The sequence below is a fragment of the Streptomyces rimosus genome, assembly GCF_008704655.1.
Lineage (GTDB): Bacteria > Actinomycetota > Actinomycetes > Streptomycetales > Streptomycetaceae > Streptomyces > Streptomyces rimosus.
Window position 1 is genome coordinate 5947475 of the sequence record NZ_CP023688.1, and the last position, 16304, is coordinate 5963778.

12 protein-coding genes and 1 tRNA gene are annotated in these 16304 nt (G+C 70.7%); 7 read left to right on the forward strand and 6 right to left on the reverse strand.

Features of this window, described 5'->3' with window-relative positions; translation table 11 throughout:
• Positions 1-30: 30 nt before the first annotated feature.
• On the forward strand, positions 31-1095 hold the full coding sequence (locus tag CP984_RS25805) for a 2-aminoethylphosphonate ABC transporter substrate-binding protein (protein WP_003984868.1): 1065 nt from the start codon (positions 31-33) through the stop codon (positions 1093-1095).
• Positions 1096-1146: 51 nt separating this feature from the next.
• On the opposite strand, the gene CP984_RS25810 is transcribed toward CP984_RS25805, so the two are convergent.
• Together CP984_RS25810 and CP984_RS25815 are read right to left on the reverse strand one after the other, a co-directional pair.
• Positions 1147-1926 (reverse strand): HAD-IIA family hydrolase, encoded by a 780-nt coding sequence (locus tag CP984_RS25810; protein WP_003984869.1) that lies wholly within the window; start codon positions 1924-1926, stop codon positions 1147-1149.
• 272 nt (positions 1927-2198) lie between these two features.
• A complete protein-coding gene (locus CP984_RS25815) occupies positions 2199-3704 on the reverse strand; it encodes a recombinase family protein (RefSeq protein ID WP_003984870.1) in 1506 nt (501 codons plus the stop codon).
• Positions 3705-3919: 215 nt separating this feature from the next.
• Between CP984_RS25815 and CP984_RS25820 the strand changes: the two genes are divergently transcribed.
• The 3 genes from CP984_RS25820 to CP984_RS25830 all read left to right on the forward strand — a co-directional run bounded on the left by CP984_RS25820 (position 3920) and on the right by CP984_RS25830 (position 6798).
• A complete protein-coding gene (locus CP984_RS25820) occupies positions 3920-4624 on the forward strand; it encodes a hypothetical protein (RefSeq protein ID WP_003984871.1) in 705 nt (234 codons plus the stop codon).
• Positions 4608-5327, forward strand: coding sequence for a class F sortase (locus CP984_RS25825; protein ID WP_003984872.1), 720 nt, complete (start codon positions 4608-4610; stop codon positions 5325-5327). Before CP984_RS25820 ends, CP984_RS25825 begins: the two co-directional genes overlap by 17 nt.
• Before the next feature lie 403 nt (positions 5328-5730).
• Positions 5731-6798: a glycoside hydrolase family 6 protein gene (locus CP984_RS25830; RefSeq protein WP_003984873.1), complete on the forward strand. Its 1068-nt coding sequence runs from the start codon at positions 5731-5733 to the stop codon at positions 6796-6798.
• A gap of 60 nt (positions 6799-6858) precedes the next feature.
• Here CP984_RS25830 and glxA read toward each other — a convergent pair whose 3' ends face one another.
• The 4 genes from glxA to CP984_RS25850 all read right to left on the reverse strand — a co-directional run bounded on the left by glxA (position 6859) and on the right by CP984_RS25850 (position 12015).
• Positions 6859-8832 carry a radical copper oxidase GlxA gene (gene glxA, locus CP984_RS25835; protein ID WP_003984874.1) on the reverse strand — a complete coding sequence of 658 codons (1974 nt, stop codon included), beginning with the start codon at positions 8830-8832 and terminating at the stop codon, positions 6859-6861.
• On the reverse strand, positions 8829-10787 hold the full coding sequence (locus tag CP984_RS25840; protein WP_003984875.1) for a glycosyltransferase family 2 protein: 1959 nt from the start codon (positions 10785-10787) through the stop codon (positions 8829-8831). Before CP984_RS25840 ends, glxA begins: the two co-directional genes overlap by 4 nt.
• Positions 10788-11138: 351 nt before the next feature.
• Positions 11139-11819: a FadR/GntR family transcriptional regulator gene (locus CP984_RS25845; RefSeq protein ID WP_003984876.1), complete on the reverse strand. Its 681-nt coding sequence runs from the start codon at positions 11817-11819 to the stop codon at positions 11139-11141.
• A gap of 122 nt (positions 11820-11941) precedes the next feature.
• A tRNA-Lys gene (locus CP984_RS25850) sits at positions 11942-12015 on the reverse strand.
• A gap of 331 nt (positions 12016-12346) precedes the next feature.
• Here CP984_RS25850 and CP984_RS25855 point away from each other — a divergent pair.
• Genes CP984_RS25855 through CP984_RS25865 form a run of 3 tightly spaced genes read left to right on the forward strand, consistent with a single transcriptional unit; the run spans position 12347 to position 16289 of the window.
• Entirely contained in the window at positions 12347-13663 is a 1317-nt protein-coding gene (locus tag CP984_RS25855; RefSeq protein ID WP_003984877.1) for a peptidoglycan-binding protein, read from the forward strand.
• Between the two features lie 11 nt (positions 13664-13674).
• Positions 13675-15327: an SPFH domain-containing protein gene (locus CP984_RS25860; RefSeq protein WP_226048699.1), complete on the forward strand. Its 1653-nt coding sequence runs from the start codon at positions 13675-13677 to the stop codon at positions 15325-15327.
• 35 nt (positions 15328-15362) lie between these two features.
• Positions 15363-16289, forward strand: coding sequence for a C40 family peptidase (locus tag CP984_RS25865; RefSeq protein ID WP_050498862.1), 927 nt, complete (start codon positions 15363-15365; stop codon positions 16287-16289).
• Positions 16290-16304 lie beyond the last annotated feature (15 nt).

Below are 16304 nucleotides of genomic sequence, written 5' to 3' on the forward strand. Positions count from 1 at the left end.
CTGCCCTCCATCAAGGAGTGACGCCACGCCATGCGCACCCCCCTCAAGCCGTCCGCCGCCCTCTGCGGCGCTCTGCTCCTCGCCGCCGCCCTGACCGGCTGCGGCGGCGCCTCCCGCGCCGACGCCGACGCCAAGGAGATCACCGTCTACAGCGCCGACGGCCTGCGCGGCGAGCGGGGCGACGGCTTCTACGACCGGGTCTTCAAGGACTACGAGAAGAAGACCGGCGTCAAGATCAACCTGGTCGAGAGCGGGTCCGGCGCCGCCGTGCAGCGGCTGGCCCGCGAGAAGGCCAACACCAAGGCCGACATCGTCGTCACCCTGCCGCCGTTCATCCAGCAGGCCGACGGCAAGGGCCTGCTGGAGACCTACCGCCCCAAGGGCTCCGAACAGGTCGCCGCCGCGGACAAGGACCCGGGCGGCAGGTGGACCGCCGTCGTCAACAACTACTTCTGCTTCATCTACAACAAGCAGCAGCTCAAGGAGCCGCCCCGCACCTGGCAGGACCTGACGGACGCCCGCTTCAAGAACAAGCTCCAGTACTCCACACCGGGCGTCGCCGGGGACGGCACCGCCGTCGTCGTCCAGGCCCTCCACGACTTCGGCGGCCAGGGCCCGGCCATGGCCTTCCTCAAGAAACTCCAGGCCAACAACGTCGGCCCGTCCTCCTCCACCGGCCAGCTCGCCCCCAAGACGGACAAGGGCGAACTCCTCGTCGCCAACGGCGACGTGCAGATGAACTACGCCAACATGAAGTCCATGCCGAACCAGGGCATCTTCTTCCCGGCGGCCAAGCCCGGCGCCAAGCCGTCCACCTTCGCGCTCCCGTACGCGGCCGGCCTGGTCAAAAACGCCCCCCACGCGACCCAGGCCAAGAAGTTCCTCGACCACCTCCTCTCCCCCGAGGTACAACGCCAGGTCTCCGAAGCCGGCGGCGGCTTCACCGCCCGCACGGACATCAGGCCCACCGACCACAACGCCACCGAACTCGCCCGGATCATGCAGGGCGTCGAGGTCTTCCACCCGGACTGGAATGACATCGACAAGAATCTGTCCGCTTATCTGGACGCCTGGAAGGAGGCGACGGGGAGCTGACGGGGGCTTCGGGCGCGCCCGCCCGGGCACCCGCCCATGGCGGGCCCTGGATCAGATGAGGTCCACCAGGTCGGCGATCGAGTCCACGACCTTCGTCGGCCGGTAGGGGTACTGGTCGATGTCATCCTGCGACGTCAGGCCGGTGAGGACGAGGAACGTCTCCATACCGGCCTCCAGCCCGGCGAGCACATCGGTGTCCATCCGGTCACCGATCATGGCCGAGGACTCGCTGTGGGCGCCGATCACGTTCAGCCCGGTCCGCATCATCAGAGGATTCGGCTTGCCGACGAAGTACGGCTTCTTCCCCGTGGCCTTCGTGATCAATGCCGCCACCGAGCCGGTCGCGGGCAGCACCCCCTCCGGCGACGGCCCGGTGTTGTCGGGGTTGGTGGCGATGAAGCGGGCGCCGTCGTTGATCAGCCGGATGGCCTTCGTCAGCGCCTCGAACGAGTAGGTCCGGGTCTCACCCAAGATCACGAAGTCGGGGTCGGCGTCGGTCATCACATAGCCCGCGTCGTGCAGCGCGGTGGTCAGGCCGGCCTCACCGATGACGTACGCGGTGCCGCCGGGGTGCTGGGTATCCAGAAACTTCGCGGTGGCCAGGGCCGAGGTCCAGATGTTCTCCACCGGTACCTCGAGCCCGATCCGGTTCAGCCGGGCGTGCAGGTCGCGGGCCGTGTAGATCGAGTTGTTGGTGAGGACCAGAAACGGCCGCCCGGACTCGCGGAGCTTCTTGATGAAGGAGTCCGCGCCAGGAACCGGGACCCCCTCGTGCATCAGCACCCCATCCATGTCGGTGAGCCATGATTCGATGGGCTTGCGCTCTGTCATGGGGAGGACTCCTGCCGTCGGTGGGCCATGGAACGCCCATGCTATTCATAGAAGGAAAACGCAGGCGTCGACGATGCGGGCCGCTCCGACCCGCACCCCGATGACCGAGGCCATCATGATTCAGGCCGGGAAGGCGGACAAGCGGAAGGACGCCTGTTTCGACCGGGCCATGGGTATCGGAACGGCCGAGGCCGGGCCGACTCCTGCGGCGGGCTCGTACAGTGCGCAAAGGCAACGGGGGCGCGACGCCGGCGCGGCATCGGGGTGTTCGGTTACTTCCACACGATCTCGATCAAATCGGGTCGGAAAATCCCGCGCTGGGCCCCTCCTTTGCCGGCGGGTGCGACGACCACCGCTTCGATACTGCGCCCCATCTCCCGGCGTTTCATGTCCACCGTGTACGCGTTCCATTCGCGGACAATGCGGGCCGCGGCGGAACGGGGCCGCGCCGACGGGGTGGCAAGGGCGGGAACCGTTTCCCTCGTCACCTTCTCCGCTTTCTCGAGGCGGCACATCTCGCGAGCGAACTCGGCCAGCGACAGCAGGCCGTCGGCCCGGAGCCGGCGGGCCTCCGCCTTGTCCTCCTCGATCCGCTTCAGGGTCCCCATCGAGCTGATGGATCCGGGATCCGCCGCCTCGGCGGACTTCGCGTCGCGAGCTTGCTTCATCAGGTGATCGAGCAGGGCTTTCTCCACGTGGTCCTCCAGCGGGGGACCACTGCGGGAGAGCTTTCCACACCCACCGTCCGCGGCACGGCAGTAGTAGTAATACCCGTGCTTTCCGAAGCTGGCAGTACCTCGCTGGTACATCCCGGAGGCCAGGCCGGTGCCGCACCTCGCGCAGCGCGCAATTCCCGTCAGCAGCCGCTTGGTGACCGTGGTACCCGCCCTCCGGCCCTTCTCCTTGCCCTTGCGGGAGTCGAGCTCGTCCACCAGCTCCCGCCACTCGCCGGGTGTCAGAATGGTTTCCCACCGTCCTGTCACCGGGGTACCGTCCGTGCGCTCGACCAGGTACTCGACAGGGTCCACCCGCCCCGACCGTTCGCGGATCTCCTGGGGAACGTAGGCGCGGTATCCGCAAAGCCGTGGATTCCGGAGCACATACAGCACGCTGCTGTAACCGATCGTCTTACCCGGTGGTGTCTGCGGCCCCCGCACCCCCAGCGCCACCCATTCGCGGTGGACCGTGGCAACGCTCTTGCCCGTCAATACGTCCTGGCGCGCCTTCTTGATGAGCGCGGCTTCCCCCTCGGCGATGTGCTCGGCATCTTTCCAGCCGAAGGCGCGCCGGCCCCTGTGCGGCTTTCCCTCCGTAGCCTCGGCGAGCTTCTGCCGTGCGACGCGTCGCGCCGCGTCGGAGGAGAACTTGTTGGCGACGGTCACATGGATACGGGCTTGGAAGCGACCGTCCGCGGTGGTGAGGTCGTAGTCACCGGCGGTGGTGGCGAAGAGCATCGGCCGGCGGCTCTGCTCGTAGATGTCGATGAGACGTTCGAGGTCCTGAGGCCGGCGGGCGACGCGGTCGATGTCGTGCGCGAGCATGCCGCTGATCACGCCGCGCTCAAGGTCGAGGACCATCTCCTCGAAGCCCTCGCGCCGCACGCGACGTTTGAAGGCCGAGGTGTCGTTGTCCTCGTAGACACGGTGGATGGTGCAGCCCTTGGTCCGGGCGAGGTCGTACACGTCCGCGCGCTGCCGGACCACGCCTTCACGGCCGTCCCGGTCGTCACCCGTCCTGCCACGGTCGGAAATGCGGACGTAGCCGCCTGCCTTGAGCATGTCTTCCCCCGTCGTTGTCACTGTCACGGCCCTGCTGGCGATCCGCTTCCCGGAGGCGCGGAGAGAGCCCGGACCTACAACTCCGAAATTAGGCGCAGCCGTGGCGTGTCCCGACCCGCGGCCCCCGCCGCTCACCCGAACGGCGTACTCACGGCCCCCACCGGATGCGGGATCCTCCCCCCGGGCGGACCTTCGGAAGTGTTCGGAGGTTCACCATGCGCTCACCGGGATTCACTCTCTGTGCCGCCCTCGCGGTCGCGGTGCTCTCTCCGGGGTCCGCGCTCGCGTTCGCGGCCCGGGCGCCGGGTGTCGCGGGCGGTGCGGTCGCGGTCACTCCGTCGGCCGTCGTGCCGGGCACCGATACGGCCCTTCAGGTCAGCGGCTGTACGGGGCGTACGGGGAGCGCCACCTCGGACGCCTTTGTCGACGTGGTGCCGCTGGCGCGGGTCGCCGCGGGGCTGGTGGGTGACGCGCGGGTGCGTTCCACCGCGGATCCCGGCGCGTACACCGTCTCCGTCCGGTGTGACGGTCAGGATGCGCGGGCCGCGGGTTCGTTCGAGGTCGTACCGGCTCCGGCGCGCGCCACGGGGGATGAGGCGGCGGAAGGCGGCGGGGACCTCGCGGCCGCGCCGCTCGCCGCCCCGGAATCCGGGACCTCCGCGGAGCGGCCCGCCTCGCCGTCCGCGCCTGTACGGGCCGGAGGCGGCGGTACGGCCGGGCACCGGGCCGCGCCGCCCGTGCAGGAGTCGCGGGCCGCGCTGGTGCGGACGGCGGCCGTGCGGACGGCCGCGAGCCATGAGGGCGACGGCATCTACGCGGTGGGACTGGTGCTGGCAGGGGGCGCGGCGCTCGCGCTCACCGGACAGGTGCTGCGGATGCGGCGCCGGCGCAAGGGATCGGACGATGGCGATGCCGGATGACGACCACCCGGTGGCGAGCCGCCGCCCCCCGCTCGGGCCGGGACACGGCCGGATGGCCGCCGGCGTGGCCTGGGCGGCGCTGCTGCTGGGCCTGTGGCTGTGGGGGCGGGACCTGACCGACGGCGGCGCCCTGGCGAAGGGGCCGACGACCGGCGACGTGGCGGCCGTCGGCCGCCCGCTCGAACAGGACCTGCCCGCCGCGCACGCCCCGCTGGCCACCTCGCCGGAGGGCCGCCCCGCCGAGGTCGCGATCGGCGCCCTGGGTGTACGGGCCGGTGTGGTGAAGACCGGGCTGGACGCGACCGGCGCGGTGGACGCGCCCTCGTACCGCACCCCGGGGCTCGTCGGCTGGTACGCCAAGGGGCCGCAACCGGGCACGGCGGGCGCCGCCGTGCTGGTCGGCCATGTCGACACGGCCGACCGGCGGGCGGTCTTCCACCGCCTCGGCAGCCTCAAGCCGGGGCAGCCGGTGGACGTGCGCAGGGCCGACGGCGGCACCGCCCGGTTCACGGTCGAGGACGTGAAGATCTACGACCGGCGGCGGTTCGCGCCGCGGAAGGTCTACGGCGCGCAGGTGCCGGGGCGCGCGGAACTGCGCCTGATCACCTGCGCGGGCGCCTACGACCGGGAGCGGGACGCCTACACCGCCAACGTCGTCGTGTACGCGTATCTCACCAAGGTCACGCCCGCACCGGAGGGCTGAGGGCCCGGGCGGGGGATGGAGCCCGGGTTCCCGACCGTTCCCGGCCGGCGGCTCGCTCCCCCTGAACCGCCGACCGGCCGGTCCTCGACCGCCGGGGTGTCAGGACTGCGGGAGTTGCCCTGCCGCCGGCGGGAGGTGCGTGGGCGCCCGAACTCAAGGCGCGTGCACGGGCCCGACCAGGGGCTGGGGCCAGGTGACCAACGTTGAAGCTCACACTGGGGTTCACTGTAGAACGACTGCACCGCGTCGCCTAGGGGGAGTTGGGCACCGAACCGTGCCGCGCGGCAGTTTTCGGCCCGGGCGGCCGGGGCGTAACAGGTTGTCCACAGGCTCACCTGTGGCTGAAGGGCATGTGCCAGGATGGATTGGACCGGTCTTGTCCCGTGCTCCGAGGGGGGAGTGGATGTACGGCAACGTGCGGGGGTCCGGGGGTGGCCCCCCGGGTGAGCGCCGCGCCGCCCGCCGGCGCGGCGCGTTCGGCGCGGCATCGGCGCTGGGGGCGCTGCTGCTGGTGTCCGGGTGCTTCTCGTCGTCCGACGACGGCGAGGGAGACGGGAAGGCCGGGGCGGAGCCCGGACAGCAGCCGAAGTCCACGGTGCCGTACTGGGTCAACCCGGACGGCAAGGCGGCCCGGCAGGCCGCCGCGTACGCCAAGGACGGCAAGAACGACGAGGCGCGCGAGATCGACAAGATCGCGGCGCAGCCGGTGGCCGAATGGATCGGCGTGGAGGACCCGCAGGGGGAGGCCCGCGGCTTCACGGAAGCAGCCGCGAAGGCCGACCGCGAGGCCCTGCTCGTCCTGTACAACATTCCGCACCGCGACTGCGGCAGCTATTCCAAGGGCGGCGCCGCGGACGGCAACGCGTACCGCGCCTGGCTGGACGGCGTGCTCAAGGGCATCGGCGACCGCCCGACCACCGTCGTCCTGGAGCCGGACGCGCTGCCGCACATCGAGGACAAGTGCACCCCCGAGCAGTTCCACGAGGAGCGCTACGCTCTGCTGACGGAGGCCGTCGGCAAGCTCAAGGCCCTGCCGCACACCAAGGTCTACCTCGACGCCGGCAACCCGCACTGGATCAAGGACCCGGGCCGCATGGTCGAGCCGCTGAAGCGGGCCGGCATCGAAAAGGCCGACGGCTTCGCGCTGAACATCTCCAACTTCCAGACCACCGAGGAGAACAAGAAGTACGGCAAGCAGCTGTCCTCGATGGTCGGCGGCAAGCACTTCGTCATCGACACCAGCCGCAACGGCAACGGCCCGGCCCCCGGCGGCGACGATCCCGAGAACTGGTGCAACCCGAGCGGCCGCGCCCTGGGCGCCACCCCCACCACCCGCACCGGCGACCCCCTCGTGGACGCCTACCTGTGGATCAAGCGGCCCGGCGAGTCGGACGGCACGTGCAAGGGCGGCCCCAAGGCGGGCGACTGGTGGCCTAGTTACGCGCTGGACCTGGCCCGTAATACGAAGTAGCCGTGGCAGCGACCTGATCGCGGGGTGCTCCGGGAAACCCCGGGACACCCCGCAGCAGGTTCAGTTCAGGCCCAGCCCCTTCAGCTGTGCCTTGGTCGCCGTCGGGACCTTCACCCAGACCGCCTTGGAGGGCGTGCCCTGGTCGTCCACGGCGTTGAGCATGTACCAGCCGGGCGGCACCAGCGTCGGGTCCTTCGGCAGGGTGACCGTGACACCGTCCTTCGTCGCCTTGAAGTCCAGCGCGATCGATCGCTGTTCGATGTTGGTGACGTGTGTGAACGAACCTGGCCGCATCAGGCGCATCTTCTTGATGGCGGAGGCGTGCTTGGTCCGGTACGTGGCCGTGCCGCCCAGCTGTACCGTCTTCGGCCCCGGATCCGTCAGCTCCGGCCGGGAGTCCCGGTAGAGGTACGGCGGCGTCCAGATGTCGATCTGCTGCTGGAAGACGCCGGGCTTGGTGTTGTCCTTGTCGGCGAAGAGCGAGTCGGAGCCGAACGTCATCACCCGGCCGTCCGGCAGCAGCAGCGCGCCGGAGTGGTAGTTGCGCCCCACCAGCGGATCGGCCACCGGCCGGGAGGTGTTGGCCTTCGGGTCGTACAGCTCGGCCTTGAGGATGTTGCTGTCGCTGCGTCCGCGGTAGTCGCCCGAGCCGTTGGTGGTCAGGACCGTGTCGTCGGGCAGGATCACGCTGCTCGGGTAGCGCGCCTTCGCGTACAGCGGCGGCCCGTCCTTGAAGCGCGGCTGGGCGGCGTGCAGATCCACCAGCCGCGTCTTGTCGGTCGCCTTCGGGTCCTCGCCGACCCCGCCGCCGCCCAGGACCATGTACCGCTGGTCCTGCGCGGGCGGCAGCAGTACGGACATCGAGGTCTCCAGTACGTCCGGGTCGCTCATGCCGGGGATGACCTGGAACTTGTTGGTCTTCAGGTCCCAGATGCCGGGGGTGCGCCCGATGTTGTCGGGACCGTATCCGGCGTTGGAGCCGGTGTAGAGCAGCCGCCCCTTGTCGGTGAGGAACAGCGTGGGGTAGGTCGGGAAGAAGCGCTGCTTGGGCAGGTAGGTCCACTTCTTCGTCTTCGGGTCGTAGATCTCCTGCTTGCCCGGGACGACCTGCCCGATCTCGTCGAGCCCGGAGGTGGACAGCACCTTGCCGTCCTCCAGGCTGGTCAGCGTCGGGTACCAGCGGGCCTCGTTCATCGGGTCGACGGGGATGTAGCGCTCGGCCACCGGGTCGAACTCGAACGAGTCCTTGATCCCCTGGAAGTCCTTCTTGTCGAAGGACAGCTTCTGCGCGATGCCGTAGAAGTTCCGGGCGTCGGCGCCGGTCAGGCCGTGGATACGGTAGTTGTCCTGGGCGCCGGTGGAGTACTGGCGGCCCTCCTTGAGTGCCTCCACGTAAACCCGGGCCTCGCTGTGGGTGACCGTGACCTTGCCGGTCTTCGGGTCCGCCTTCTTCTTGGCGCGCGGCACCACCAGCGGGTCCTTGGAGACGAAGGTCTTGCCGTTCTGCTTGCCGGTGAACAGCGTCCCGGCCGGGAAGGTCTTCGGCGCGTCCGGACTCTCGTTGTAGACGATCATCAGCCCGCCGGCCTTCTTCACGTCGCCGCCGAGCTTCTCGTAGCGCTGGGTGCCGCCGGCCACCAGCAGCTTGCCGTCCGGCAGCTGGGTGTGGCCGGAGCAGAAGAGGTCCTTCGGGGTGGGGATGTTCTTGAAGGTGTTCCTCACCGGGTCCCACAGGACCGTACGGAACGACTTCGCCGCGAAGTTCTTGGCGTTGTTCCCCGACCCGGCGACCAGCAGCACCTTGCCGGTGTGCAGCAGCGCGGCGTGAATCGTGTTGATCTTGTACTCGGGCGGTACGTCGACCACGTCCCAGTGGCCGTTGGCCGCCTTGTACTCCGGTTGGTTGATCTTGTACTGGTGGTACTGCTCCGAGGCGAACCCGATCAGGGCCGGCCCGTTCATCCCCGCCAGTGCGAGCACCACCGCCGCACCGATCGCGACTCTGCGGGTGCGCCGGCTCGGACGGTATTTCATGGGTGACGTCCCCCAAGGGCGATCTGGGCGGTCTGGTCGGCGGCGGTACGGTGGCCCGGCTCGGCAAGGGCTTCGCGGCCGGGCGCCGCCCAGCCGGGCTGCCGCTGCAGATGCGGCGCCTGCGGCGGCCCGCCGTCCGGCCCCGCGGCGTCCCCGCCGGACTTCTTCCGCCGCTCCTGCCGGATGCCCCAGCGCCAGGCGAAGATCGGCGCCGCGGTGATCAGCAGCGCCAGCGAGGCCCAGGTGACCATGGCCGGGTGGCTGTGCCCGAAGTAGAACGAGGCGCCCAGCGAGCCGCCGAAGGTGAGGATGAAGAAGAGGTGCACCCTGAACGTGCCGAAGAGGGTGTCCGGGCTGGAGGAGTCGCCCTTCGGCGTCACCACGAACTTGCTCTTGCGGCGCAGCGCCGCGTCGAACAGTGAGCGGGCGTAGATCGGCGCGGACAGCGCGGACATCACCATGCCGGCCACGCCGCCGGAGCCCTCCGGCTCGTGCGGCGAGACGTTGTGCCGACGGTTCCAGACGTACAGCCCGATCTGCAGCGCCGAGGCGTTGCCGTACAGCATCATCCACACCGACGGGTCGATCTGCACGCCCGAGGCGCCCAGGCCCAGGAACAGCGCGCAGCTGAGCGCCGCCAGGATCCAGTTCATGGCGGACATCGGATAGAAGATGATCATCATGGTGTAGTTGAAGAACTTGCCCGGCGGCAGCGTGAAGGGCGCCTTCCAGAACTGCTTGAGGATGGTCTCGTACGTCCCGCGCGACCAGCGCAGCTGCTGGGTGAAGAAGTCCGTCCAGGCGGACGGGCCCTCGCCGACCGCGAGCACGTCCGGGGTGTAGACCGAGCGCCACTTCTTGCCGGTCTCCGGGTTGCGGTGGCGGTGCATCTCGAAGCCCGTCGCCATGTCCTCGGTGATCGAGTCGTACAGGCCGCCGATCTGCTGCAGGGCCTTGATGCGTACGGCGTTGGAGGTGCCGACGAACATGGGCGCGCCGTAGCGGTTGCCGGCCCGCTGGATCAGCGCGTGGAAGAGGAACTGCTGCGACTCGGCCGCCTTGGTGACGAACGTGTCGTAATTGCCGTACACCTGCGGCCCGATGACGAAGCCGACGTCCGGGTCGCGGAAGAAACCGAGCATCCGCTCAAGGTAGTTGGGCAGCGGCACATGGTCGGTGTCGACGGAGGCGAAGAAGTCGTAGGAGTCGCCGTGCGCCTGGAGCCAGGCGTTGTAGTTGCCGTGCTTGGTCTTGGCGCGGTGCGGGCCCTTCTTCTGGTTCCACTGCGGGATGCCCTTGCGGGTGAAGTGGTGGACGCCCAGGCGCTCGCAGACCTCCTTGACCGCCGGGTCGTCGCCCTCGTCGAGGAGCCAGACGTGCAACAGGCCGCGGTGGCGCACTTTGACGGCCGCCTCCAGCGTCTTGGTCACCATCCCCAGCGGTTCCTTGCCGGGCACGAAGGAGGTCAGGAAGGCGACACGGGTGCCGTGTTCGGGGACGACCGGGATGGGGTCGCGGGCCACCAGGGTGGCGTGGGCGTTGGACAGCACGTTCATGCAGCGGAAGAACTCGATCAGCCCGATCGAGACCAGCATGACGATGTCCAGGGCGGGCAGGAAGTCGTAGGCGGGGTAGTCGCGTTCGGTCCAGTGGGCCGGCTGCATCAGCCAGGCGAGCAGGCCGAGCGAGAGCAGGGGAGCGGCGCCGAGCAGCAACGCCGCGCGTATTCGGTGCGGTTCGTCCGCCAGCAGGCTGCGGTAGCGCACCTTGTAGGGCTTGTCCGGGTCCGGCTGGGTGAGCGGGCCGGCGAGGCGGCTGTAGTGCTCGTAGTCGTAGCGCGGCAGCGGCTTGCGCTGCGGTCTGCGCGTCCAGTGCTGGCGCGGCACGCGCAGGCGCGTGGTCGCGGACGGGTCGTACTGGTGCTCCTGCCGGGCGCCGGTAGGCGGCGACGTCATGAGTCCATCCCCCCGGCACGCATGCTGGCTGCGTGCCCGTCTTCTCATGGCCCGAGACCTCGGTCCCCCTCGACCGACCCGGGCGCAAATGGTGTCGGCCGCCTACGACATGGACGTAGGACGGCCGTCTTCCGGTTGCATGATTCCCGTTTGCATTCGCATTTCATGCAGCGGGGTCCCCACTCCCACACTCATCGCAACCGGTGTGTCACCCAACTTGAGCGTGCACAGGCCCAGTTGGGCTCCAGTATCCCGTCAGGGTCCCGGACCTCAATCTTGATCGCAAGGGTGAAACGAGGTGTTTACCGGGCATGTGAGTGCATTGATGGACGGGTTGGGTCGCAGGGGGCATTATTTCGGTCCCGAACTGCTCAGCCGCTGCCGGATGTTGTCGAAATGACGGCGTACGGCCTGCTCCGCGCGCCGCGCGTCACCGCCCCGTACCGCCTCAAGGATGTCCGCGTGCTGGCGGTGGGTGACCCGGGGATCGGCCCCCAGTCCGGCCAGATCCGTACGGACCCGGTGGAACGCCTCCCAGAAGGCGTCCAGCACCTCGCTCAGCAGCCGGTTGCCGAGCCCCCGGTAGAGCGCCGCGTGAAAGGCCCGGTCGGTGTCGGCGCGCACCGCGCCGTCCGCCGCCTCCGCCGCCATCCGCGCCACCAGCTCGTCCAGCTCCGCGAGGTCCGCCTCGGGCACCTGGCCCGCCAGCCGCGCGACCAGTCCGGTCTCCACCGCCTCGCGCAGCTCCAGCAGCTGGAGCAGGCTGTCCTCGCCGCGGTAGTGGCCGGCCACCGTACGAAAGGCCAGTCCCTCGGTCACCGGGGCCATCGACATCGGCCCGACGTAGGTGCCGAAGCCGTGCCGGATCTCCACGATGCCCATCGCCTGCAACGCCTTGAGCGCCTCGCGCACGGAGTTCCGGCTGACCCCGAGCAGCGTCATCAGTTCCGTCTCGGTGGGCAGCGGGGCGCCGGGGGCCAGCCGCCGGTCGATGATGAGTTTCTTGATCCGCTCCTGGATGTCGCGCGCCATTGTGCGACTGTGCACCCCGGTCCCCGTTTTGACCAGCGAGCCACTGGGCCCGGCGCCGGAAAGACGAGGCGGGCCGCAAAAGCGCCGAGGCCCCTCGCAGCTGCGAGGGGCCTCGGTGGACGTGCGCCGCCAGGGACTCGAACCCCGGACCCGCTGATTAAGAGTCAGCTGCTCTAACCAACTGAGCTAGCGGCGCGCGCTGACGAAGAAAACTTTACACGAACTCCGGGGGTGCTCCCGACCACCTGCCCGGCCGCCCGGACCGGCCGAATGTGTGACCTGTGTCACCGTCTTTCCGGGGGATTCGGGGCTGTGGCCACCGGGCCGGAATTCCCCGGACGGCCGGGGCGAAAGTCCCGCGATCTCGGGACCTTCGCCGTTTCGCGTGCCCGTTTTGGTCTGTGAGTATCGATTCGTGGTACAAGATCATCAGTTGCCCCGTCAACATGCGGTATCTCCTGCCAGTTGAGAAGCTGTGACAGGTGCGAAGGCGAACGGGAACGGAACGGGCCTGGAGGGGAACTGAAATGGCAGTGCCGGTATTCGTGGAATTCGACCCCGCGGACAGCTGCTCCTGCGGCGGCTGCGTCCAGCGGCGGCGGACGCTCCAGCACGCCCGGGCCGTCCGGGACGGCGGGCACCCCGGCGCGCACGGCGCCCGCCGCGCGCTGGTCCTGGTCGCGACCGCCGGCACCGTCCTGAGCAGCGGCGTTTCCGGTACCGGGCTCGCCGTGGCGCTCGACGGCGGCGGCGTCGCGGGCCCGGCCGGCACTCCCGCACCGGCCGACGTGATCTCCGCCACAACCCCGCAGGGCCAGGTCAGCGGGCTGTACGGAGGGACGGGCAGTGGGCACGGCATCGTCACGGCGGCGCGCACCACCCGGACCCTCACCCGGGACCAGATCATCGCGCGGGCCCAGCGCTGGATCAGCTCCCAGGTCCCGTACAACATGCATCGCTACTGGTCGGACGGCTACCGCCAGGACTGCTCCGGCTTCATCTCGATGGCCTGGAACCTCGGCGGCAACCAGTGGACCGGAAGCCTCGCCCAGTACGGCGTCCGCATACCGAAGAGCGAATTGCGGCCCGGCGACATGCTGCTGTTCCACAACCCGGCGAATCCGGGGGCGGGCTCCCACGTCACCCTCTTCGGCGGCTGGACCGATTCCTCCCGTACGCGCTACATCGCGTACGAGCAGACCCGGCCGCACACGGTGAAACGGCCGACCCCGTACGCCTACTGGAGCAATTCCACGCGCTACGTCGCCTATCGCTACCGCGGGCTGGCCGACGGTGGCACTCCGGGCGGCGGAACGGACACCGGGACGGCGGCATTTCCCGGGGCCGGGTATTTCGGTCCTGGCGCGGACAACGCGTATGTCACCCGGCTCGGCCGGATGCTCGTGGAACGCGGCGGCGGCCGGTTCTACACCTCGGGACCGGGGCCGCGCTGGACCGCGGCGGACCGCCGGGCCACCGAGGCGTTCCAGCGGGCCCAGGGCTGGACCGGCGCCGAGGCGGACGGCATCCCGGGCCCGTCGACCTGGTCGTACCTGGTCAACGGCGTGGGCCGGGACATCGGCGGCAGCCCGTCCGGCGGTGGCGGCACGGCCTTCCCGGGCACCGGCTGGTTCCGGCCCGGCCAGTCCAGCGGTTATGTCACCAGCCTCGGGAAGCGGCTGGTGGCCAAAGGTTTCGGCAGGTACTACACCTCCGGCCCCGGACCCCGGTGGACGGAGGCGGACCGCCGCAACGTCGAGGCGTTCCAGCGGGCCCAGGGCTGGACCGGCCGGGACGCCGACGGCTACCCCGGCCCCGAGACATGGCGGCGACTCTTCCGATGACGGAGCGCACGATGGCGACGAAGACCACGACAGCGGACACGAAGAACGGGACGGCGGGCGGGGCGCGGAACGAGCCGGCGGACGGGCCGGACGGGCCGGTGCGCGAGGTGGGGGAGGGCGGGGGCGCGGGGGAGACGGAAACGCGCGCCGGTGCGCCGGCGGCGGGGCCGGAGAGCGGTTCCGGGGCGGGGGAACAGGCTGCTGATACGGACTCAGGTACGCCCGCCCAGCCATCTCCTGACCAGGACTCAGGCGCGGCCGTGAAGCGCCCCTCCGCGGCCCAGCCCTCCCTCTGGACCGCGCGCGCCCGCTCCGCGCGGTACGGCGACGGCATCCCCATGGACATGCTCTTCCGGGCCGAGCCGGAGGAGGGCACGGGGGCGACGGCGGCGGCCAAGGCGGCGGGCGGCCCGCCCGGCGCGAAGCCCGCGGCCGACGCGGCGTCCGACGACCCCGACGACACCGACACCGCCGAGCAGCCGCCGGTACGCGCTCCGCTCGCGTCCCCGGAGCCCGCCCGGGCGACCCCGGCGGACGCCGCCGTGGCCGGGATCACCGCCGCGACCGGCCTGCTGGACACCGCGGAACGCGCCGTGCTCGACGGCGCCCTCGGCGTGGTCGACGCGGGCAGCCGGTTCCGTACCGACGGCGGGCCCGCCTCCGGCGGCGACCGGAAAGCGGACCCCGGCACGGCGGACGGCCGCCCCGCGTGGTTCCGGGAATTCCCCGGGCCCGCCGAGCGCCGCGCCCCCCACGTGGACACCGGCGTGGCCGAGCGCCGCGGCTTCTCCCTGTCCGGCTGGCTGGCCGTGTTCGCCGGCCTGGTCGCGATCGCCGCGTCGGTGGCGTTCCTGTGGTGGCGCGGCATACTGCCCGCCTCCGTCGTACGGGCCCTCGGCCTGAAGATCGACATCAGCCCGGCCCCGCAGCCGTGGGAGTGGGCCGTGGCCGCACTCGGCGGCGTGCTCGCGCTGTGCGCGTTCGGCGGGCTGGCCCGCGGGCGGGTCGGCAGCGCCTGGGTGCTCAGCCTCTTCGGGCGCTACCGCGGCAGTGTCCGCCGTACCGGACTGGTGTGGATCAGCCCGCTGGTGCTGCGCCGCCGGGTGGACGTACGGCTGCGGCACTGGCGGAGCGAGGCGATGCCCGCGGTCGACGCGCAGGGCATCCAGCTGCTGGTCGTGGTGCTCGTCGTCTGGCGGGTCAGGGACACCGCCCGTGCGCTGCTCGCCGTCCGGGACCACACCGCCTACCTGCGCGAACAGGTGGAGGCGGCGATGGCCCGGGTGCTCTCCCAACTGCCCGCCGACGCCTTCCACGAGGAGACGCCGACCCTGCGTAACGCCGAGGCGGTCGGCGAGGCCCTCACCCGGGCCCTGTCGGCGGACTGCCGCCCGGTCGGCATCGAGGTGTTCTCCGTACAGCCGACCCGGATCGAGTACGCGCCGGAGGTGGCGGCCGCGATGCAGCGGCGGCAGATCGCGGCGCTCGACGCCAAGCACCGCGACAGCGTGCTGACCTCGGTCGTGGACGCGGTCGACGACACCGTGCACCGGCTGACCAGCAGAGGGCTGGTCGAACTGGACGACTACGAGCGAAAAGCCCTGGTCAAAGACCTGACCGTGGCGTTCTACACGGCGCGCGGCAGCGCCGCCGCCAAGAGCTGAACGAGAGCGGACGAGAGCGGAGAGGCAGGCAGGACATGCGGACACCGGAGTTCGTCGAAGACATAACGGATGGGTGCGGGTGCGCCTTCTGCGCCGGGGCCGCGGTCGAGTCCGCCGCGCGCAACGGCGGCAGCCGGCCGCGGTGCACGGTGCGCGGCGCGGTCGCGGCGGCGGTGGGCGCGGCGACGCTGGTCGGCGCCGCGGCCGGGGCGGCGAGCGCCGAACCGGCGCCCCGCCACGCGGGCTGGGACGGTTCCAAGTACTGGTACAAGGACGCCACCGGCTGGTGGCGGTGGACCAGCCACTACGAGAAGTACCAGCGGTACGCGGGCGGTTCGGGCGGCGGTTCCGGGGCGGCGGTCGGCTCGCAAGGGTCCTCCGCCGCGCCCGCGCGTGGCCACAACCCCAATCCCACCTTCCGCGGCCGGTCCGGCTGGGACGCGACCGACCGGGTGTACTGGTACCGGCAGAACGGCAGCTGGTGGTGGACCAGCCACCGGGACCGCTACGAAGCCCGTACCGGCATGTCGGGCGGGACGGGCGGCGCGCAGCCCCGTACGCAGCAGAGGTCGGGCAGCAGCCACAGCGGCCCCACCCGGTTCGGCACCGAGGCAGCCGTCCAGTGGGCGATGGCCCAGCTCGGCAAGCCCTACGCGTGGGGCGGCAACGGCCCGTCCGCCTTCGACTGCTCCGGCCTGGTCCAGCAGGCGTACCAGCGAGCGGGCATCTCCCTGCCGCGGGTCGCCGACGCCCAGTACCGCGCCTCCACACCCCTCACCCGCGACCAGCTGCGCCGCGGCGACCTGGTGTTCTGGTCCTCCAACGGCTCCGCGTCCGGCGTCCACCACGTGGCGGTCTACCTCGGCGGCGGCCAGTACCTGGAGGCGCCCCGGCCCGGGCGGTCGGTCCGGATCTCGTCCTTCGACGTCTACCGCCCCACCTTGTACGGGCGGGTCGGCTGATCCCGCCGCAAGCGC